We start from the raw sequence: 19,503 nt of genomic DNA on the forward strand, positions 1-19,503 counted from the left end.
TAGAAGAAGTCAGAGGAATACTGGCTTTTTATTATGCCAAATATGCAGTGAATGAACAGTTAAGTATGCAGGAAATGCGTCGATTCAATCGATATAAGAGCATGCAAAGTGAACTGCAACAAGTAATTAATGAAATAACATATGAGAAAAAGAAAACTCTCAATGAAACGCTCTCCAATCAGTATGGAGAGTCTTTTTATTATACGAGTTATCTCATCGAGAAAGAAGTCGGCGTGGCTCTTTCGTATGGTCTTCTTGATCCGAACGTCATTAAACGAGCGGTACAAATGCCAATCGATAAAATGACACTCAATCAAAGATTAAGTACACATCGAGTACAGATAGTTAACCGAATACGCAGAGAGTTATCTATCGGTCTTAGAAAAGGCGAAGGATATGCAACAATGGCAAATCGGATTAAGCCGATACTTGATGGTGATGCGAGGAAAGCTCAAATGGTCGCTTGGACAGAAAGTGCTAGGGTGCAAAACTTAGGTACTTATGACAGTGCTTCTCACGCTTTTGATGAAGGTGTATCAATGAAGAAGATTTGGATTTCTACATTAGATAAACGTACGCGTCCTACTCACCAAGCAGCAGATCATCAAAAAGTACCGTTTAAAGGATTATTTAAAGTCGGTGGTTATAGCTGCGAATATCCACATGATAGTAATTTACCTGCTAAAGAAGTTGTACGATGCCGCTGTACTTTCATTACTGAGGTAGCGGATGTTAGCCCATTTATTGAGAGAAGGGCCAGAAACCCAACTACAGGTAAGAATGAGGTTATTACCGCAGTTAGTTATGAAGAATGGAAAGAATCTCTTGAATAATAAAAAACACTTGAGGGCTTATAGATTACGAACTTAATAGGGCGTAATTATAGGAACTCAGAGGAGGAATAATAATGAAACAATTACAAAAGCATGCGGAAGTACATTTTTTAGAAGAAAGAGAACTAACAAGGTTACCGTTACGTTTATCAAATCTGCAATTCTTTTCTGATCCTGCAATACCTGCAGATGAGACATTACAGAATGAACAAACATCACCTGCGGATGATATAACAGATTCACTAGTTGAAGAGCAAAAAGAACCGCCAGTTGGTGAACAAAAAGAACCGAAATTAGATGATGCAACAAAAACATTTATTGAGAAGATGGTACAATCAGCGGAAGATAGAGTGCGCTCTAAATATTCGAAAGAACTGAATGCAACAAAAAAGGAATTAGAGAACTATAAAACCGCTTCTATGACTGCACAAGAGAAAGCTGAATATGAGATGAAGCAACTTCAGGAACAACTAGAAGAACGAGAAAGAGTACTTCATCAGAAAGAAATGCAGAGTGTTGCATCAGATGGTTTATCAGCGGTTGGATTGGATCTTAAATTTGTAGATTTTGTTATTGGTTCAGATGTAGAAGATACAAAAGTTAGGGTGTCAAAGTTTAATGATTTATTCTCTACTGCATTAGAAGTAAAAGTGGCTGAAAAGTTTAAAGCTGCTGGCCGAGAAATCCATGTTAGTGGCGGAACTGGAGGAGGATTTACGAGAGAACAAGTAAATTCAATGAGTCAAGCTGAAATTAATGCGAACTGGCCACAAATTCAGAAGGATATGCGCAATTGGGGTAAGTAGCACTAGGAAAGTTAAGTGATTTGAATGGTACAGTCAAAAAAATATAAAACGAACAAAAGAGATTGCTAGTTTAGTAATCTCTTTTGTTATGGAAAAACATTAAGGAGGAATTAATATATGTCAGTATCAACTTTTATTCCAACAATTTGGGAAGCGCGCTTGATGGCGAACTTTCACAAGCGTTCTATTGCGGATTTAATTACAACAACGCCAACGAAAATCGAAGGTAATAAGATTATCTTTAATCGTGTAGGCGCAGTAAATGTAAAAGATTATAATGGTACAATCGAATGGGATGATACCAACCCTTCTAAAGTAGAAATTAATATGGATCAACAAAAGTATTTTGCTTTCAAAGTTGATGATGTAGATGCAGTTCAGGCTGCTGGAGATTTAATCGACCCACATACACAAGAGGCAGGAGCGGTACTTCAGGAAACCGTTGATACATTCGTATTAGGGCTTTATAAAGGCGCTTATAAAACTCATACAATTGGGAGTGACTCTAGTCCAATTGAGTTATCACCTAAAAATGCATATGATTACATTGTAGACTTAAATACGATTTTAAATATTAAAAAGGTCCCTAAAACTGAACGATTCACAATCATCAATTCTCAGGTTTTAGGTTTATTATCTAAAGATGATCGCTTTACTAAGCAACCTGTTGTTTTAGAAAATGGTATTGTTGAAGGACAGATTATTAATGGATCACAAATCGTTGTATCAGAAGAAATTCACGGTACTGGTGGTAAGTATAAAATTTTAGGTCTTCATAAGTCTGCCATTGGATACGGGACACAGTTAACTGAAACAGAGGCACAACGTCTGCAAAATTCCTTTGCAGATGGTATTCGTGGTCTTATGGTTTATGGTGGAGATATCCTTCGTCAAGAGTCAATAGCGGTACTTACAGCTACAGTTACATCAATTACTCCGGAAAAACCAGGTGGAGGGGCTTAATAAGCCTTCTCCATTTTTTTCTTTTACGTAAGTAGGTGATTAGATGGAAGATATGAAAGCAGAAATTTTAAAACGTGTAAAACTGCAAGTACCTAATATAATTGATGAAAATTTATTAATAAGCATTGAAGATACAATGTTAATGGTTGCAGAGTATACCAATAGAACTATTTCTGAATTCCCTCCTGCTTATCCTGGTATCATCGCTAAAATGGTGGTTCATCAGTATAAGGAGCGGGAGAGAGAAGGGAAGAAAGGCGAATCATTAGGTAACTATTCTGTTACTTATGATGACGTGGGAGATTATCCAGCAAGCATCACGAAGGGGCTGAAAGTGAGGTTACGTATTCGATGATTCAGTCAATGATTCGCAAGTTTGGAAAAGATGCTACAGTACTTCGCAACGCTGGTTTTGATGATGGACCATATCCAATAGAAGAATGGAAAGAAATCAATACTGTTAAAGGTGTATTGGATGCAATCCAAGGGACAAAGGATGCTCGCAATAAGAAAGTAGAAGAGAAAAGCACACATTTCTTTTACTGCATGCTTTTCGACGTAACTATTCAAGATAGATTAGTTATCGATAAGAAGGTATACAGCGTTACTTATCCGGGCGATCCAATGAATGCGGGTAGATTCTTTCAAATAGAATTGGAGATGTTGCCATATGAGCATGAAATTTCAATCAAATAGAGCCGCTGTTATGGCAAGACATTTGGCTGCAAAGAAAGCAGCTCATACTGCTATTGGTCAATTTGTATCTTCTAAAGCTAAATTACTTGCTGCTGTAGACACTGGCAATCTAAGAAGAAGCATTAGTTCTAAAGCAGAGCAAGAAAAAGTTATTATCGGTACTTCTGCTGATCATGGAATTTATGTTGAGAAAGGAACAGGAATTTTTGCTGTAGACGGTGATGGGCGTAAAACTCCTTGGATGTACCGTGACCCTAAAACAGGGAAGATGGTTAAAACTCAAGGGCAACATGCACAGCCTTTTCTTAGACCAGCAGCAGAGAGCAATAAACCGCAAATTACACAAGTTGGCACGCGAACCTATTCGTCGTTAATGAGGTAGATAGCATGAATGACTTTATAAATATATTACACAGTGAATTAAAACAAATTGATAAAGAAACGTATTATGAAATCGCTAAAACAACCGCTGTAATGCCTTATTTGGTGTACACGATTAATGATGATAAAGAATCATGGGGAAGAAAAAATATCATGCTTACAATTGATATTTACGGTACTTCTGCTCATCTTGCTCAAATAGACGAACTGATTACGAAACTAGAAAGCAATCTTCATAGAAATAGATTAAGCAGCGCTGAATTTGGTGCTGCTATTTCTTATCTTTCGAGTCAGAAAGTACCTGATTCAGACCCAAATATCATACGCAAAGAAGTGCGGTTCATTTTACGAACTTATTTTAAACAATAGAAAGGGTTGATTATATGGCAGCTCCACAACCAAAACCAGAAAATGTTCTCTTTGGAGACTGGGGGGCATTCTTCTTTAATTACGGGGAAAAAGATGAACTATCAGTAGGTGCCACACAAGGTGGTGGTTCGTTTAAGTATGAACCAGAGTTTAAAGAAATTGAATATGATGGTTCTCCTGGTGACACTATGGGGATGAAACGTATTACGAAATCAAAAACTCAAATTAGTTTTAAAACACTTGAATTCCTTGATAAAGATAAAATTAAAAACTTTATTGCTGGATTAAAAGTTTTCGAAGAAACCGTTACGAAAGACGGAAAAACTATCAAATACGATGTAATTGAAGCAACGGAACGTCTTACGAAAGAAAGCTATCTTAAAAATGTAGCATGGGTTGGTGAAACTTTAGGTGGCGATATCGTTGAAATTATCGTATATAACGCACTATCTGACGGTTCATTAGAACTAGGATTTGAAAATGAGAGTGAAGTTGTTCCAGAAGTAACATTCACAGGACATCGTGATCCAGAAAACATTCGAAAAGTACCATGGAAAAAACGTATTTTAACAGCGACAGAAGTAGCTAAATTAATACCAGCAGGTTAAAGAGTAGGGACAATCCCTGCTCTTTTTATTTTAAGGAGGAATAAATGTGACTATTGCAATTCAAGAAAAAGAATACAAAGTGAGACAAATTCATGGCGGAGATTTATTTTCTGTAGTTCGTATTTTGAAGAAATCGAAATTTAAGGTTGATATTAACTTACTTAAAGATTTAATGATGGGCGTACGAAATAAAGAAGGGGCAACACAAGCAGATGTATTAGCTGCACAAGAGACGTTCGGTTACGACATCATTATGAAGTTTATCTTTGGATTAGAAGAGGCTGAGCAAGAATTTTTCGAGTTCATTTCTGATCTATTAGTGTGTGAAGATGAAAACGGTAAAAAAGCATCCCCAGATTGGGAAACAATACGAACTTTAAATCTAGAAGAGTTAGCGAAGTTGTTTACTGCAATTAAAAACTCAGAAGTTGGACTGGTTAAGCTTTTTTCCAATGCGGTGAACTTGATGAAATAGACTTCATCGATACGTTAGCTTCTCGTTATCCGAACATGGAGTACATACGTGGTTTGGATGCCGAGATAGTTATTAATTTGTATCTCACCGCAAAGAAAAAAGAGATGGACCGCATGTTATGGGAGGAATGGTGTGCCCTACAACCGTACTGCGATGTAACGTTTCCTCAATTTAAACATAAACGTGAAAATCCAACGCAAGAACAGGTACTACAATATAACAATTCAATCGAACAAACATCGAAACAGAAACTCACAAAAGAAGAAGTGTTTGCTCGAGTTGCGACAATCCGCGGAAAGGCGGGTGAATAAATGGAATTATTTAAGATGTTTGGGTCAATCTTCTTAAAGGACGATCAGTTACAAAGAGGATTGGCTAATGCAGAAAGAAGCGGGCAAAGGGCCACAGGTGTCTTAGGTCGTGGATTTGGTCAAGTTGGTGCTGCGGCAGCTGGTTTAGGTTCTTCTGTTGGTGGAGCGGCTATAGCTATGGGAGGATTAGTCGGCATCGCTGTCGGTGTTGGTGCCGCAGTTGCTGGTGTAGTTCATGTTGGTTCTGAGTACACGAAACAAATGTCAAAGGTAGAAGCTCTTTCGCGTTCGAACGGACTACAAATGGCTGAGCTTGGAGCTAACGCTCGTAAACTTGGTGCTGATACCAGATGGTCTGCTACCAACGTAGCCGAGGCCTATGAATATATGGCTCTCGCAGGTTGGGATTCTAACCAAATGATTGCAGCTAGTAAACCACTACTTGATTTAGCAACTGCTGGTGCATTAGACCTTGCAAAGGCTTCTGATATCGTAACAGATACAATGACACCATTCGGAATGAAGGCTTCTGAAGCAGGAAGAGCGGCCGATGTATTCGCGTTAGCCCAAGCGACTGCCAACTTAAATGTTGAACAACTCGGCGAGACCATGAAATACGCAGCTCCTGTAGCTGCTACATTCGGTTTAAACATCGAACAAACAGCTGCAATTGCTCAGATATTTGCAAATAACGGTATCAAAGCTTCTATGGCTGGTACTGCATTACGTGCCGGATTATCTCGTTTAGCTGCCCCGCCGAAAGAAGCTGCTAAATCGTTATCAGCATTAAATGTAACTGTAAAGGATTCACAAGGTAATTTAAAACCAATGAATGAGATTATTGGTCAATTACACGATGGGTTTGGGAAGTTAACCGACGCTCAACAAATCGCTGCTGCAAAAGCAATCTTCGGTGAAGAAGCGTATGCAGGATGGATCCAAGTTATTAAAGGTGGTAAACCTGCCTTTGATGATATGGTAAATACCCTCGAAACTGCTGAAGGCTCTGCAAAGGTTATGGCTGAAACAATGGCAAATAACTTATCGGGTGCAGTTGATGGCGTTAAATCACAATTAGAAAATTTAGGGCTTGTTGTTTTCTCACATGTTGAACCAGCACTTGTTGCAATGACAAACGGAACAAATAGTGCTGTTAAATCTCTTACTGACTGGCTTGATCCATCTGGTAGAGCTGTTGAAGCAGCTAAGCTAATGCAACAAACTGATCAGCAGTTAGCTCAATCTAAAGCCATTCTTGATATGAATCTCAAAAAAGGGAAGATAACGCAAGAAGAGTATAATGAAAAACTTGCTTTATCTAAGAAGCACGCTGAAGATATGATGAATGCCGATGGTATGTTAGCTCAGAAAAAAGAAGAGTTAAAAATGAAGGTCGAGGAAGGGACCATGACTCAAGAAGAAGCCAATAAAATCCTCGACCAATCTGAAGTTGAATACCAGAAACTCCAACAGGGTATTGAGCAAACTCGTCAACGTCAAGAAGCGATGAATAAAGTATTCGAACCACTTCGTGATGCAATTGGAATCATCCAACAAGTTGGCGCTGCTATCGAGCAATTCTGGATTGCTGCAACTGGAGATAGGAATGCGCTAGTTGAAGGGTATGACATCCTTACTAAACTAGGTTTTTCGGCTAATGCAATTCAGTTTATACAAGAAACTACAGCCGCAGTGCAATATGGTGTAGAAACTATGAAAGCCCTCGTATCTGGTGATTGGGGAGCCGCTAGTAATTTCTTGGATAAGTTAGGGTTTTCTCCAGAACAAAAAGCGGATATTATTATGTTCGTTCAGGATGTACATGCCCAATTAAGTAGTTTTATAGAAAATGTACAATCTCTAATCTCAGCTGCTGCTCCAGTAATTATGGGAATCATTGGTGCTACGTGGGATTTTATTAAGGGTGTATTTAATACGATAGCTCCTTACTTACTACCTTTGCTAACAGATGTGATGTCGTTTGTGAACGGAATTATAGAAAAAATCGCGGCATTTTGGAAAGAAAACGGAGATCAAATTGTTCAAGCTGTAAAAAATGCATTCGATATTATAAAAGGAATTATAGAATTTGTAATGCCTGTTGTTCTATTCATTATTGAAGATGTCTGGGGAAACATAAAAGGTGTTATAAATGGAGCCTTAGATATCATCTTAGGGACAATTAAACTATTTTCTTCCTTACTAACTGGTGATTGGACTGGTGTTTGGGATGCTATTAAACAAATTTTATCAGGAGCATGGGAATTCATTTGGAATTTCATTCAAATATGGGGAGTTGGAAAGGTACTTGGCATCATTGGCAAAATAGGCAGCAAAATGAAGGGACTGTTTGGAGAAGCTTGGGAAGGTGTAAAGAAAGTATTTTCTGACATGTTCGAGGGTATTTTTAAAAGCTCAGGAGACACCCTTACAGTGATAAAAGAAGTGTTCGGAAAAGTGAAAGATGCAATCGCAACCCCATTTAAAAATGCTTGGGAAGGCGTTATGGAATGGATTGATAAAATTAAAAAAGGTGTTTCAAATATGTTTAGTGGCGTGCATATACCTGTTCCCAAAATTAGTGTGAACGGTTCTCTAAATCCTGTAAATTGGGCTAGTGAAGGTCTGCCATCTTTCGATGTTAAATGGGCTGCGAATGGAGCTTTAATTAAGCCCGGTAATCCTACATTAATTGGGGTTAAATCTAGCCCGGTTGTCGAGAAATCGGCAGCATAAAATATCGTGTGAATTCGGGGAAACCTAAGTTTTATCAACAATTTCAAGTATGGTATAATATAGGAGAGAGATAGATTTGGATTAGCTACCTGAATTGAAAGAATCTTCCGACACCTTTTTTCTCATTTAAAAATTAAATAATCGGATAAAAACTCTGTCGGAGGGGTATTTGTTATGTCTAAAAGAGTCAGATGTTTAGAAGATGCTATTTCTTTCGTTAACGAGAATAGTGATTGTACATTAATTTCAGATGAATATGTTGGCAATCGCGAAAAAATGAAGTTCAAATGTGACTGCGGAGATGAATTTATAACCACTTTCAATCAATTTAGGAAAGGGAAACGTAAATGTAATAAGTGCGGTTTCAAAAGATGCAATCAAGATAAGATATTCACTTATAGCGAGATAAAAGCCTTTATTGATCTCGAAAGCGACAGTGGTTGCACTTTAATTAGCAACGAATACACAAATTGTAAAACACCTATTAAACTTAAATGTAGGTGCGGAAACGAATTTGTTACCACATTCGACTCTTTTAAAAATAGCGGAAAAAGAAGATGTAATTTTTGCTCCAATAAGAACACAGGGAAAACAGCAGCTTTATTGGCAAAGAGAAGACCTAAATCTGAAGGGCCATATAATAAATCTAATCACAATGAATTTGTAACAAGAATGTACAAGCTATTAAAAGACGAGTATTCTGTACTTGGTCAATACACAACAGCGAGAGACAAGATTCTTGTAAAACATAACGATTGTGGTCATGAATATTATGTAGCGCCGGATAAGATTTTAAACCAAAATAGACGTTGCCCTAATTGTAGCGACTTTCGTTCATCCAAAGCTAGTAAAGAAATTGAAAGCTGGTTAACTGAACATGATGTTCTATTTGAAAAAGAATACAAATTCCCTGATTGTAAACACCAAAGGAGCTTAGCCTTCGATTTCGCTGTTTTAGATTCAGATGAACATGTTAAATGTTTAATTGAATATGACGGAGAACAACACTTCAGACCCTTTCAATATATTAGGGATGAAGATACAAGAAATACTAAATTTCGAGATTCTAAGAAAAGGGATGCAATAAAAAATGCATATTGCAAACGAAACAATATCCCATTGATTAGAATTTCTTACCTAGAGCAAGATATATTAAAACCAATACTTGAATTGAAGGTAAGCACTCTATTATGAGTGCTTTTTTTGTTGATAAAATATGGCAATCCCGAGCCAAGCCTGTACGGAAACGACAGGAAGGTGTAGAGACTAGGTAAAGTAGCCTAAGCTAAAAGTATGGCGAAATATCCAAGAGCGCACGACACCCGATGAATGGGTGATGATATAGTCCGATACTCCAGTGAAAACCGGAGAGTTAAGGATAAAGAGCCTTAACATAACAATTGTGGTGACGCAAGAGGATACGACGAAACGGTTTTACCTTTACGTAAGCAAACGTTTGACGCGATTGCGAATGGAATTATGGGTTCATTACCATTAAATCAACAGCAAGGGGCCAAATATGTATCACAAAGCCCAACTATTTTGCAAATCAATCTAAACGGACGAGAAATAGCGAAGGAAATTTACTCAGATGTTAATGAATTTCAAGAACAAGAAAAAGAAAGACGTAAAGTATTTTAGGCAGGTGATGGTATGACGGGAATTAGTTTCTTTAGTTTTAATGGGAAAAGGAATCCAAATGTAATTCCACTGCAGGGTAAAAAGCGCCCTGCATGGGCTCCTTTGGATCATATGTTTCTTGAAGTCTCGCATTATCCAGGAGGTAGGTTACTACGCACACAAACTAAAATGAGAAAGATTTTAGTTCCTATTGCACTATTATATGATTCAGCTGAAGAAGCTGAAAAACTAAAAGAAGAAATAGCAGATTGGCTCGTTACGGATCAACCGTGCGAGCTTATTTTTGATGATGAAAAAGATCGTACGTTTTTAGCTGTCGTAGATGAAACTTTAGATTTAGACCAGTTAGTTGATCTAGGTGAAGGTACTTTAACTTTCATTTGTCCAATGCCATATAAGTTAGGAAAAGAGCAAACGGTTGACTTTAAAAAAGATGTTAGTGGGTTAGTTGCTAATGTCCAAAATAAAGGAACTGTTCATTCTAACCCTATTATTGAGATTGATATTACGAAACCAAATACTTTTCTAGATGTATGGTTTGGCGAGACATCTTTAAATGATCGGGATTATTTTCGTATCGGAATGCCGTTAAAAACTGTGGAAACACCTGTAGAAAGAAATCAAAGGCTTATATGGGATGAAATGGCTACCACTGTAGGGTGGAGTAAGGTCAGCTCGATGGAAGATGGTGAACCAGTAGGTGAAATGAAATCAGATAAATACCAATTCTATTGTTCTGATTTTGGTACTGCGGGTAAAGGGTGGCACGGCGCAGCCGTTAAAAAGAGTATCCCTGGCGGTCCAGTACAAGACTTTATTATGCAAGCCTACGTTACATGTAAGAGTAAAAAAATCAATGAAATGGGACGAGTTGAGATAGCTATACTGGATGAAAATAGCAAGGTACTTTCAAAAATTGCTATGAACGATCTCTTTTGGCAAGCTGAACAAAATTTTGGAACAATGGTAATTGGATATGACAATAAGCCGGGGAAAACAGGTTTAATTTATGAGAGTGGCGATTATCCGAATACATGGAATCAGTATTTTGGTCGATTGTGGATAGCTAGGACAGGAAATGTATGGGAAGCGTATATTTCAAAATTCCTTCCAGGTACAGAAAAAGATGATTCAGAACGATTTGCACGTTGGACGGATGAAAAAAACTATCATATGGAAAAAGCAACACAAATTCAGATTAGCATCATGCAGTTTCAAGACGTTCCACCAGTAGAAGCAATGTCAGTTAGTGATTTGAAGTTTTGGAAAGTGAATTTAAATACGAAAAATACACCGCCTTATATAGTAGATGTTGGTGATAAAGTCGTGATCGACACAGAAAACAGTCATGTAACAATTGAAGGAAAGAATGCGATTAACATTAAGGACATTTTCAGTAATTTCCCTGTTATCAATAGAGGCACTAATAAACTAGAGATCATGCCTTCTGATATCGGAACAGCAAGGGTCAAATATAGGGAGCGATTCAGATGAGAACACCAAGCGGAATACTTCATGTTGTTGATTTCAAAACAGATCAGATTATATCAGCTATTCAACCAAAGGACTACTGGGCTGATAACCGTCATTGGGAAATAAAAAATAACATTGATATGTTAGAATTCAAAACTTTTGACGGCACTCCACATGCAGTTACTTTACAGCAGCAGAACCTAGTTTTAAAGGAAGTGCGTGATGGTCGCATTGTTCCATATGTTATCAATAATGAAGTAGAAAAAGAATCTACTGATAGATCGCTCACTGTACATGCTTCTGGTGCCTGGGTTCAAATAGCCAAAGATGACATTATTAAACCTCAACGTATAGAGAGCGAAACAGTTAATACGTTTATTGATATCGCTCTTGCTGAGTCAAAATGGCAACGTGGAATAACGGATTATTCTTCATTCCACACGATGACTATTGATGAATTCATCGATCCCCTCACTTTTTTAAAGAAAATCGCGGCTTTGTTTGAGTTAGAAATCCAATATCGTGTTGAAGTATTCGGTTCTCAAATTACTGGATGGTATGTCGATATGATAAAGAAACGAGGGAGAGAAACAGGGAAGGAAGTAACCTTGGGAAAAGACTTAATAGGCATTAGACGCATTGAACATTCCAGGGATATTTGTACCGCCTTAGTCGGATTTGTACGGGGCGAAGGTGACAAACTTATCACGATTGAGAGTATTAATAACGGGCTTCTTTATATTACAGATAGTGATTCCTTTCAACGCTGGAATGCGCATGGTAAGCATAAATTTTGTTTCTACACTCCGGAAACAGAAGACCAAAATATGACACCGCAGCGATTAATGACTTTGATGAAGACGGAATTAAAGAAGCGTGTCAATTCTTCAGTTTCTTATGAAGTAGAAGCACAATCGATTGGACGCATTTTCGGTCTAGCACATGAACTAATTAATGAGGGCGATACGATTCGAATCAAAGATACAGGATTCACACCTAAGTTATACCTTGAAGCACGTGTAATTGCTGGTGATGAATCTTTTACGGACCCTACACAAGATAAATATGTGTTTGGTGATTATCGCGAAATTACTGATCCAAACGAAGAACTACGAAAAATTTACAATCGAATCTTGGGGTCATTAGGTAATAAACAAGAGCTGATAGATCAGTTAGATAAATTAGTGAAAGATGCGAACGAAACAGCTAGTAATGCTAAGAAAGAATCCGAAGCAGCGAAAACATTGGCTGAAAAAGTTCAAGAGAATCTTAAAAATAACACGGTAGAAATAATTGAAGCTAAGAATCCACCGACAACAGGACTAAAACCTTATAAAACACTTTGGCGTGATATTAGCAATGGGAAGCCTGGTATTTTAAAAATATGGACAGGCGCAGCTTGGGAATCGGTTGTACCTGATGTAGAGTCTCTCAAAAAAGAAACACTTGAACAGGTTAATAAGGATATTCAGTCCACAAAAGAAGAAGTAGATAAAAAAGTAGAAGATGCGCAAAAAGAGACAAATGGACAATTCAAGGAAGTAACAGAAAATCTTCAAGAAGTTTCTCTAAACATTAAAAATGTACAAAACTCTCAAGGTGAAATAGCTAAAAAAGTTACTAGCTTGCAGCAAACTAACGAAGGGTTCAATAAATCTATTGAAGCATTAACAAAAAAAGATGGTGAAATCACTGAGAAACTAAATACAGTAGTAGAGACTTCCGAAGGCACAATAAAGAAAATCTCTGAGGTGCAGCACACAACAAGTGAACTAAAGAAAACAACAACTGAAATAAAAGAAGAAGCAGGGAAGATAAGTGAGAAGTTAACAAGTGTAGAAACAAAGGTAAATAACGATAAAGCTGGAGGACGTAATCTTTTATTAAAATCAAATGTTAAATATGAAAAAACAGACTATCTAATAAATCAATATTCCCTAACTGAAAATTTCTTTGCGGGTGAGGAATATACCTTTGTAATTAAAGGGAGTGTCCCACAAGGGCAGAAATTTGGAGTTTGGCAGAATGGCGGGTCTAGTAATGTTGGATATGCAACAAGTGTTTACGCTAATGGAATAACTTATGTAACCTTCAAAGCTGTTGCAGCTGCAAGTGGAAATGAACGAAAGTTAAGCTTATATAACTATCCGAGTAGTACTACGAAATCTATTGTGGAATGGGTTGCCTTGTATAAAGGGAATAAGCCTCAGGATTGGACGGCACCGCCTGAAGAGCAAGTAACAACCGATGCATTCACCAAGAAAACAACCGAGATTGAAAAAAGTGTGGATGGTATCAATGAAACAATTACAAAAGTAGAAAATAATCAAAGTGGATTTGATAAGCGCGTTGCTACTGTAGAAAAAGATGCAACTGCCATTAAACAAAATGTCTCTTTAATACAAAATACGCAGACAGAACAAGGAAGACAATTACAAGAGGCGAAAGCTGGATGGGAAAATACTGCGAAAGCACTTGAAGGTAAAGTTGGGCTTAAACAAGTAGAGGATTATGTTGCTGGGTTTAAGATTCCAGAGTTGAAGCAAACAGTTAATCAGAATAAACAAGATTTATTAGGTGAATTGGCTAACAAGCTTGCGACTGAGCAATTTAATCAAAAAATGACTTTGATTGATAACCGTTTTACTATCAATGAACAGGGTATCAATGCTTCGGCCAAAAAGACAGAGGTATATACAAAAGAGCAAGCAAATGGGCAATTTGCCACATCATCTTATGTAAGAGATATGGAAACCCGTCTTCAGTTAACTGAAAAGGGTGTTAGTATATCCGTAAAAGAAAATGATGTAATCGCAGCATTCAATATGAGTAAAGAAAACATTACTTTGAATGCAAATAGGATTAACTTATTAGGTTTTATTACAGCAAATCATATCAAAGGAAAAGTTTTAGAAGGAGTAACACTTAAAACGAGTGGAAACAGATTTGTTGAAATAAATAAACAAGACATGAAGATTTTCGATTTAGATAAGCCACGTGGTTATATAGGATTTATGGAGACAAATGATGGGAGTATTCAACCTTCATTAGTCCTTGGTTCTGATAATAGAAAATACGCTGGTACAGGATCATTTTATATTTATCAAGTCATGCCGCGAATTAATGGAGTCGATCAACCTTCTAAAGCGTATGCAAAATTTGGGGTTTCTAAAGGAGAAAATGCAGAAGGAACTAATATTTGGTCAAATTATATTCAAATGCAGAATGACGGTGGACATCTAAGCGTATATTCAGATGGACAATTTCGTTTTCAAAACTTGAATGATATTATTTTTGAATCTGAAGGATGGGCTCCAGGATATGGTTACTTCTCTGTAACTACAACTGAACCGCATATTTTTAACAATAACAAGGGACAGTTTACTTTCAAAAGAAAAGGCAGTGACTATAAAATACATTTCATAAACGGCGCCACCGATCATGATTTAATCATGGGTAATGCAATGATAAGATCAAGTTTTGTACAAGGTTATAACAACGGATTACAGATTAAAGATATGATGGGCCAAGGATGGAAAGATATAGAATTAAGAACGCTACGAGCGCAAGAAAATGTAAATGCTAATGGTCAAATGTGGGCGAAAGCATTTAATCCTACATCAGCTAGGAATATGAAAGAAAATATAAAAGATATTCCTTTCTCCGCTCTTGATAAAATCATGAGTTTAGCTATCAAACAGTACAACTTCAAGGACGACATGTATGATCTGTATCAAATGCGTGTGAACAAACCGGAAGAACAAACAGAACCATATACAACAAAAGAAATTGAAACGTATTTTGGTATGATTGCAGATGATACGGAAGATATATTTACAGATAAAGAGAAACGGGCTATTAATTTATATAATACTGTTTCAATCTTTATTGCAGCTTTCCAACAGCAGTATCATCAATTTAACGAAGAGTTAACTACTGTTAAAGGTGAGAATAAACAACTAAAAGAGCAAGTTACGAAACTAACAAACGATGTGTCCACATTAACAGAATTAGTACAAAAATTAATAGACGAGAAATCAGAGCAGCCATAAGCTGGTCTTTTTTTATTATCTAAAAAAGGGGAGAAAAAGATGGATCGTATTGATGTATTATTAAAAACCTTTATTGCCACTTTTGGTGGCTTCTGTGGGTATTTCTTGGGAGGATGGGATGCAACATTGAAAGTCCTAGTAATCATGGCAGCTATCGACTATATCACAGGAGTAGTCGCAGCAGGATATAACGGAGAGCTAAAAAGTAAAGTTGGTTTCAAAGGCATCGCCAAAAAGGTGGTGCTTTTTCTTTTGGTTGGAGTGGCAGCTCAGTTAGATACAGCACTTGGAAGCAATAGTGCCATTCGTGAAGCGACAATCTTTTTCTTTATTGGGAATGAGTTGCTTTCACTTTTAGAAAATGCAGGGCGTATTGGAATACCTTTGCCTTCAGCGCTAACGAATGCAGTTGAAATTTTAGGCGGTAAACAAAAACAAGAAATAAAAAAAGGAGATGTTGAATAATGGCTAGATATAGTAATCATGGTGGACACAATACAATTGTACAAGGTGCTAATTGGGGTAATAGAAAAGAACACATCATGGATAGACAAGTTAAAGATTCTGTAACAGCTAAATTAAGAGCGTTAGGTCATATTGTTTATGATGACACTGATGAAGTAGGAAGAACTCAAGCACAAAACCTAAATAACATTGTAGCAAATTGCAACTCGCATGCTGTTGATTTAGTTATTTCATATCATCTAAATGCTTCAGACGGTAATGGTCATGGTGTGGAGGTACTTTATTTTGATCAAAAGGATTTAGCGGAAAAAGTATCAGCTCAACTTGCTAAAGATATCGGGTGGCGTGATCGTGGTCCAAAACAACGTACTGATTTAGCTGTACTAAGAGGAACTAAAGCACCGGCAATCCTAATTGAACTTGGATTCATTGATAATGATGATGATATGGCGAAGTGGAACGTTGATAAAATTGCTAATTCAATTGTCTATGCTCTTACAGGACAAACAGTAGGCAATTCGAATGCAGTAAATACAGGCGGTGCCGTTCAATTGCTTAAGGTGCAAACTGGAGGTGTAGGATTTAGTAATTTACAAGCTTTATCCCAAGCAATGGTTGATGCAGACGTTGACGGACAGATTATTGTTCAGAAAGATGGTATTGGTTACGCTGTAACAAATGGTTATCCATCCGGGAAAATTGATAAATTCACAGCTTGGTTGGATGAGCGTAAATGGTATTATGAGTATTTAAAATAACACTCGAATAATATAAAAATGAAATGTTTTTAATTTTTTTAGGAATGCAATTAGAGGTATTTTTGACATCTAATTGCATTTCTTTTATAATTAGTACACAAATAAAGAAAGGACATGATAGATATGAAACAAATTTCGTTAAGGTTAGATGACGAATTACATTCGCGTTTAACTGAGTACGCAAAAGCTGCTAATAAAAATTTAACTCAATATATAAATGATTCATTCTACAGATATGGAGATGTGTATAGAACGAATAAAAACGGTCGAATTCAACTGTATATTAATCATACGTATCTGGGTGATTTATTAATTATGGGTCATATTTCTTCATTTAATGGTATGTACGACATAATGGCTGAGTCTATTAAAAATGGAGGACAAGTAATTATTGAAAAACATTTCGATAATGATTTTCCGATGCATATGCGTACTTTTGAGGTTATTGAAGATTTAGAAAAATGGAAGAGTGATATTACATCTATTAAATTATAAGAAAAAACAGAGAAAATTTTTTAAGGTTTTCTCTGTTTTTTTCTTATTTAGCATCAATAATACCAATAAATTTCAACGTCATATTATTGTAAAATGCATCTGTACAAATTATAGATTTATTCAACGGATCTATATCAACGACGGTCATATAGCTAGTAAGTAAAAAACCACCTTCATAATATGTAATCAATATTTCTTCTTCAGAAAGCAGCGAACATAATAACAGGTTCTCAATACGTTCTTGTTCATCCTGGGTTAATGTAGGTCTCTCCACTTTCGTCTTTTCTTTAATAATCTCACGGATACCAGCGAATTGCTCCGGCATAGCGGCGAACGGAGTCCATTTAACCATTCCTCTTCCTTTTGGCATATTAGCGTTGTTCATGCTTTATGTCCCCCTAACAATGTGTTTCTGTATCTTGCTGTTGCACTATTTGTATACGAAATTCCTCTTAATATGCTGTTCTTACCAAATTTAGTGCGTATTTCATCCATTACTTTAGTTAGTTTCATTTCTTTTTCTCGTTGTATTACATTATCGAATAGTGAGATTTGTTCTTCGCCTTCATTGATTAAGTTAGTTAAAGAAACATTGATGGTTCTAATGGGTTCTCCAGTATAAAACTCATGTAAAAAATATGTACAAATCTTATAGATATCCATTGTTAAATTGGTAGGTCGGTTCATAGTGTGAGTTTTTCTGAAACCACCAGCGTAATTTTTGCTATAACCAATGGAAAAATGAATAGTTTGAGCTAGTTTGTTTTGCCTTCGCATTCGATAACAAACTTCTTCAATATGCTCCAGTAGAATAATCGGAAATTCTTCTATAGTGTAATCGCGCATAAGTATTTGACTCTTACCAATAGAAGTTGTTGCTGGAACGTATTTTTCTGATATACGGCTAAAATCTATGCCGTTACTATGTAAGTGTAATTCTTCGCCAATGACCCCGAAGCTTTGCTTTAAGTATTTGAGTGGGTATTGCGCTAAGTCTCCAATTGAATGAATTCCTTTTCGGTTTAACTTCGCTTCTGTTTTACCCGAAATCCCCCAAAACTTACTAAGTGGTCGTATTGGCCATAATTTTATGGGTACATCTTCGTATTTCCAGTATGCTATGCAATCTTTCGTTTTCTTTGCTTCCACATCTAAAGCGACTTTGCTCATTAAAAGGTTGGGACCAATCCCTATCGTGCATTCGATTCGTGTCTTTGCATAAATTTCATGTTTTAATTTTAATGCGAAGTCGTATGGGTCGTTAGCAAACAAATGAATACTATCCGTAATATCCATAAAAAACTCATCGATGGAATATTGGTGAAAATCCTCAATAGGCACGTATTGTAGAGCCAACTTAGTTATGAAATTAGAGCATTTTATATAAGTGCTCATAATTGGGTTTACCACAAGGATATCTTTACGACGTGGTATTTCGTATAATCTAGCCATTTTCTTAACACCCAACGCTTTTAATGGTGGAGTTGCAGCCAAAACAATTGAACCACTCCTATTCACATCGCCGACTACAGCTAATTTAGTATGAAGTGGGTCTAATCCCATCTTGATGCAACTGACTGAAGCATAGAAGCTACGAAGATCTACACATAAAACAATTCGGTTTGGCAATATTGAATAGTCATACACCGTTATTCCCCCTAAATAACAGAACGTTAGTTCTTATTATATACGAATGTATGTTCTTTTATGAAGAGGTTTTTTTTAAAAAAATAAAAAAGTTGACTACATTTAGCCAACTTTTCAAGAATATATTTATTCCTGCAATCGCCCTAGATATTGCTTATGAAGATCTTTATATGGACTTTTATCTAGTTCAGTATATAGAAATAATTCTCCTTTTATAGATATAACTTGTCCTTCCACAAAATTATCAGCAGCAGTTGGTTCAGGGTTAAACGCTTCAATATTTCTTTCGTTTAAATAATCTACAAATGTAATGCTAGCCATGTAAATCGCTCCTTTTATTCTGAATTATCTTTTAATTCAATTGTATCATAAAATAAGTTTATGAACTTATTGGAGGACAACATGACTTCAAAAATATGGTTATCTTATTACATATCCCAAAAGTCAGTGGATTTAGCATGTGGATTTATCCTTCGAATGGCCTGGAGTATCTTTTTCATAACAGTAGGACTAGGAATGTATTCTTTATCATTGCAAGCTTTGGATACAGTAGGTCTGCTTAATTTTGCTATTTTTTCTAAATCATTTTGGTTGTATCCATTCGAGTCGAGAAATTTCCCTAACTTGGTTCGCTGCTTTCCGCCAAATTTCCAAAACACCTCTACCACTCCTAAAACTCTTTTTCAACATTGTGGACACGTATGTAAAAAAATATTCGCGTAGAGGAAAAAGTTTTTTACATATTGTTCAAGCCTTATAGAATACGATTTACCATACCAAACAAATTACGATTC

Annotated in this window: 20 protein-coding genes and 2 pseudogenes; 18 read left to right on the forward strand and 4 right to left on the reverse strand. The window is 36.5% G+C overall.

Annotation, left to right across the window (positions count from 1 at the left end):
• The first annotated feature begins 65 nt into the window (after positions 1-65).
• From HMAS_RS26295 to HMAS_RS26380, 18 genes and pseudogenes are all read left to right on the forward strand, one after another.
• Positions 66-833: a phage minor head protein gene (locus HMAS_RS26295; protein ID WP_116345142.1), complete on the forward strand. Its 768-nt coding sequence runs from the start codon at positions 66-68 to the stop codon at positions 831-833.
• 74 nt (positions 834-907) lie between these two features.
• The gene (locus HMAS_RS26300) at positions 908-1,639 is read left to right on the forward strand and encodes a DUF4355 domain-containing protein (RefSeq protein WP_116345117.1); all 732 of its coding nucleotides are present in this window, start codon (positions 908-910) and stop codon (positions 1,637-1,639) included.
• 117 nt (positions 1,640-1,756) lie between these two features.
• The gene (locus HMAS_RS26305; protein ID WP_116345118.1) at positions 1,757-2,602 is read left to right on the forward strand and encodes a hypothetical protein; all 846 of its coding nucleotides are present in this window, start codon (positions 1,757-1,759) and stop codon (positions 2,600-2,602) included.
• A gap of 43 nt (positions 2,603-2,645) precedes the next feature.
• Positions 2,646-2,957: a hypothetical protein gene (locus tag HMAS_RS26310; RefSeq protein WP_098213101.1), complete on the forward strand. Its 312-nt coding sequence runs from the start codon at positions 2,646-2,648 to the stop codon at positions 2,955-2,957.
• Positions 2,954-3,298: a head-tail adaptor protein gene (locus HMAS_RS26315; RefSeq protein ID WP_070179328.1), complete on the forward strand. Its 345-nt coding sequence runs from the start codon at positions 2,954-2,956 to the stop codon at positions 3,296-3,298. Before HMAS_RS26310 ends, HMAS_RS26315 begins: the two co-directional genes overlap by 4 nt.
• Complete coding sequence (locus tag HMAS_RS26320) at positions 3,273-3,680, forward strand: HK97-gp10 family putative phage morphogenesis protein (protein WP_070179329.1); 408 nt, start codon at positions 3,273-3,275, stop codon at positions 3,678-3,680. The genes HMAS_RS26315 and HMAS_RS26320 overlap by 26 nt, the downstream gene beginning before the upstream one ends.
• A gap of 5 nt (positions 3,681-3,685) precedes the next feature.
• Positions 3,686-4,048 carry a hypothetical protein gene (locus HMAS_RS26325; protein ID WP_116345119.1) on the forward strand — a complete coding sequence of 121 codons (363 nt, stop codon included), beginning with the start codon at positions 3,686-3,688 and terminating at the stop codon, positions 4,046-4,048.
• A 14-nt stretch (positions 4,049-4,062) separates the two neighbouring features.
• Complete coding sequence (locus HMAS_RS26330; RefSeq protein WP_116345120.1) at positions 4,063-4,656, forward strand: hypothetical protein; 594 nt, start codon at positions 4,063-4,065, stop codon at positions 4,654-4,656.
• 46 nt (positions 4,657-4,702) lie between these two features.
• Positions 4,703-5,131, forward strand: a complete 429-nt coding sequence (locus HMAS_RS26335) for a hypothetical protein (protein ID WP_070179332.1) — start codon at positions 4,703-4,705, stop codon at positions 5,129-5,131.
• 35 nt (positions 5,132-5,166) lie between these two features.
• Positions 5,167-5,442, forward strand: a complete 276-nt coding sequence (locus HMAS_RS26340; RefSeq protein ID WP_240325956.1) for a hypothetical protein — start codon at positions 5,167-5,169, stop codon at positions 5,440-5,442.
• Positions 5,443-8,142, forward strand: a pseudogene (locus HMAS_RS26345) (phage tail tape measure protein); the annotation flags it as partial. It abuts the gene before it with no gap.
• Positions 8,143-8,352: 210 nt separating this feature from the next.
• Positions 8,353-9,372 (forward strand): DUF2726 domain-containing protein, encoded by a 1,020-nt coding sequence (locus tag HMAS_RS26350; RefSeq protein WP_098005715.1) that lies wholly within the window; start codon positions 8,353-8,355, stop codon positions 9,370-9,372.
• Positions 9,373-9,582: 210 nt separating this feature from the next.
• Positions 9,583-9,819 (forward strand): annotated as a pseudogene (locus HMAS_RS26355) (hypothetical protein); the annotation flags it as partial.
• Between the two features lie 12 nt (positions 9,820-9,831).
• Positions 9,832-11,313, forward strand: coding sequence for a distal tail protein Dit (locus tag HMAS_RS26360; RefSeq protein WP_116345122.1), 1,482 nt, complete (start codon positions 9,832-9,834; stop codon positions 11,311-11,313).
• Entirely contained in the window at positions 11,310-15,344 is a 4,035-nt protein-coding gene (locus HMAS_RS26365; protein ID WP_116345123.1) for a phage tail spike protein, read from the forward strand. Before HMAS_RS26360 ends, HMAS_RS26365 begins: the two co-directional genes overlap by 4 nt.
• A 39-nt stretch (positions 15,345-15,383) precedes the next feature.
• Positions 15,384-15,809 carry a phage holin family protein gene (locus tag HMAS_RS26370; RefSeq protein WP_116345124.1) on the forward strand — a complete coding sequence of 142 codons (426 nt, stop codon included), beginning with the start codon at positions 15,384-15,386 and terminating at the stop codon, positions 15,807-15,809.
• Positions 15,809-16,567 (forward strand): N-acetylmuramoyl-L-alanine amidase, encoded by a 759-nt coding sequence (locus HMAS_RS26375; protein ID WP_116345125.1) that lies wholly within the window; start codon positions 15,809-15,811, stop codon positions 16,565-16,567. Before HMAS_RS26370 ends, HMAS_RS26375 begins: the two co-directional genes overlap by 1 nt.
• A gap of 123 nt (positions 16,568-16,690) precedes the next feature.
• A complete protein-coding gene (locus HMAS_RS26380; protein WP_116345126.1) occupies positions 16,691-17,062 on the forward strand; it encodes a hypothetical protein in 372 nt (123 codons plus the stop codon).
• A 43-nt stretch (positions 17,063-17,105) separates the two neighbouring features.
• Here HMAS_RS26380 and HMAS_RS26385 read toward each other — a convergent pair whose 3' ends face one another.
• The 4 genes from HMAS_RS26385 to HMAS_RS26400 all read right to left on the reverse strand — a co-directional run bounded on the left by HMAS_RS26385 (position 17,106) and on the right by HMAS_RS26400 (position 19,368).
• Positions 17,106-17,447 carry a YolD-like family protein gene (locus HMAS_RS26385; RefSeq protein WP_116345127.1) on the reverse strand — a complete coding sequence of 114 codons (342 nt, stop codon included), beginning with the start codon at positions 17,445-17,447 and terminating at the stop codon, positions 17,106-17,108.
• The gene (locus tag HMAS_RS26390) at positions 17,444-18,709 is read right to left on the reverse strand and encodes a Y-family DNA polymerase (protein ID WP_116345128.1); all 1,266 of its coding nucleotides are present in this window, start codon (positions 18,707-18,709) and stop codon (positions 17,444-17,446) included. Before HMAS_RS26390 ends, HMAS_RS26385 begins: the two co-directional genes overlap by 4 nt.
• A gap of 126 nt (positions 18,710-18,835) precedes the next feature.
• Positions 18,836-19,030, reverse strand: coding sequence for a hypothetical protein (locus HMAS_RS26395; RefSeq protein ID WP_116345129.1), 195 nt, complete (start codon positions 19,028-19,030; stop codon positions 18,836-18,838).
• Between the two features lie 107 nt (positions 19,031-19,137).
• Entirely contained in the window at positions 19,138-19,368 is a 231-nt protein-coding gene (locus HMAS_RS26400) for a helix-turn-helix domain-containing protein (protein WP_116345130.1), read from the reverse strand.
• Positions 19,369-19,503 lie beyond the last annotated feature (135 nt).

The organism is Bacillus sp. HMA207 (assembly GCF_003402455.1).
Classification (GTDB): domain Bacteria; phylum Bacillota; class Bacilli; order Bacillales; family Bacillaceae_G; genus Bacillus_A; species Bacillus_A cereus.

Coding starts and splice junctions, on each gene's coding strand:
- HMAS_RS26295 (WP_116345142.1), top strand. CDS start 66: ATGCAGGAAATGCGTCGATTCAATCGATATAAGAGCATGCAAAGTGAA.
- HMAS_RS26300 (WP_116345117.1), top strand. CDS start 908: ATGAAACAATTACAAAAGCATGCGGAAGTACATTTTTTAGAAGAAAGA.
- HMAS_RS26305 (WP_116345118.1), top strand. CDS start 1,757: ATGTCAGTATCAACTTTTATTCCAACAATTTGGGAAGCGCGCTTGATG.
- HMAS_RS26310 (WP_098213101.1), top strand. CDS start 2,646: ATGGAAGATATGAAAGCAGAAATTTTAAAACGTGTAAAACTGCAAGTA.
- HMAS_RS26315 (WP_070179328.1), top strand. CDS start 2,954: ATGATTCAGTCAATGATTCGCAAGTTTGGAAAAGATGCTACAGTACTT.
- HMAS_RS26320 (WP_070179329.1), top strand. CDS start 3,273: ATGAGCATGAAATTTCAATCAAATAGAGCCGCTGTTATGGCAAGACAT.
- HMAS_RS26325 (WP_116345119.1), top strand. CDS start 3,686: ATGAATGACTTTATAAATATATTACACAGTGAATTAAAACAAATTGAT.
- HMAS_RS26330 (WP_116345120.1), top strand. CDS start 4,063: ATGGCAGCTCCACAACCAAAACCAGAAAATGTTCTCTTTGGAGACTGG.
- HMAS_RS26340 (WP_240325956.1), top strand. CDS start 5,167: ATGGAGTACATACGTGGTTTGGATGCCGAGATAGTTATTAATTTGTAT.
- HMAS_RS26350 (WP_098005715.1), top strand. CDS start 8,353: ATGTCTAAAAGAGTCAGATGTTTAGAAGATGCTATTTCTTTCGTTAAC.
- HMAS_RS26360 (WP_116345122.1), top strand. CDS start 9,832: ATGACGGGAATTAGTTTCTTTAGTTTTAATGGGAAAAGGAATCCAAAT.
- HMAS_RS26365 (WP_116345123.1), top strand. CDS start 11,310: ATGAGAACACCAAGCGGAATACTTCATGTTGTTGATTTCAAAACAGAT.
- HMAS_RS26370 (WP_116345124.1), top strand. CDS start 15,384: ATGGATCGTATTGATGTATTATTAAAAACCTTTATTGCCACTTTTGGT.
- HMAS_RS26375 (WP_116345125.1), top strand. CDS start 15,809: ATGGCTAGATATAGTAATCATGGTGGACACAATACAATTGTACAAGGT.
- HMAS_RS26380 (WP_116345126.1), top strand. CDS start 16,691: ATGAAACAAATTTCGTTAAGGTTAGATGACGAATTACATTCGCGTTTA.
- HMAS_RS26385 (WP_116345127.1), bottom strand. CDS start 17,447: ATGAACAACGCTAATATGCCAAAAGGAAGAGGAATGGTTAAATGGACT.
- HMAS_RS26395 (WP_116345129.1), bottom strand. CDS start 19,030: ATGGCTAGCATTACATTTGTAGATTATTTAAACGAAAGAAATATTGAA.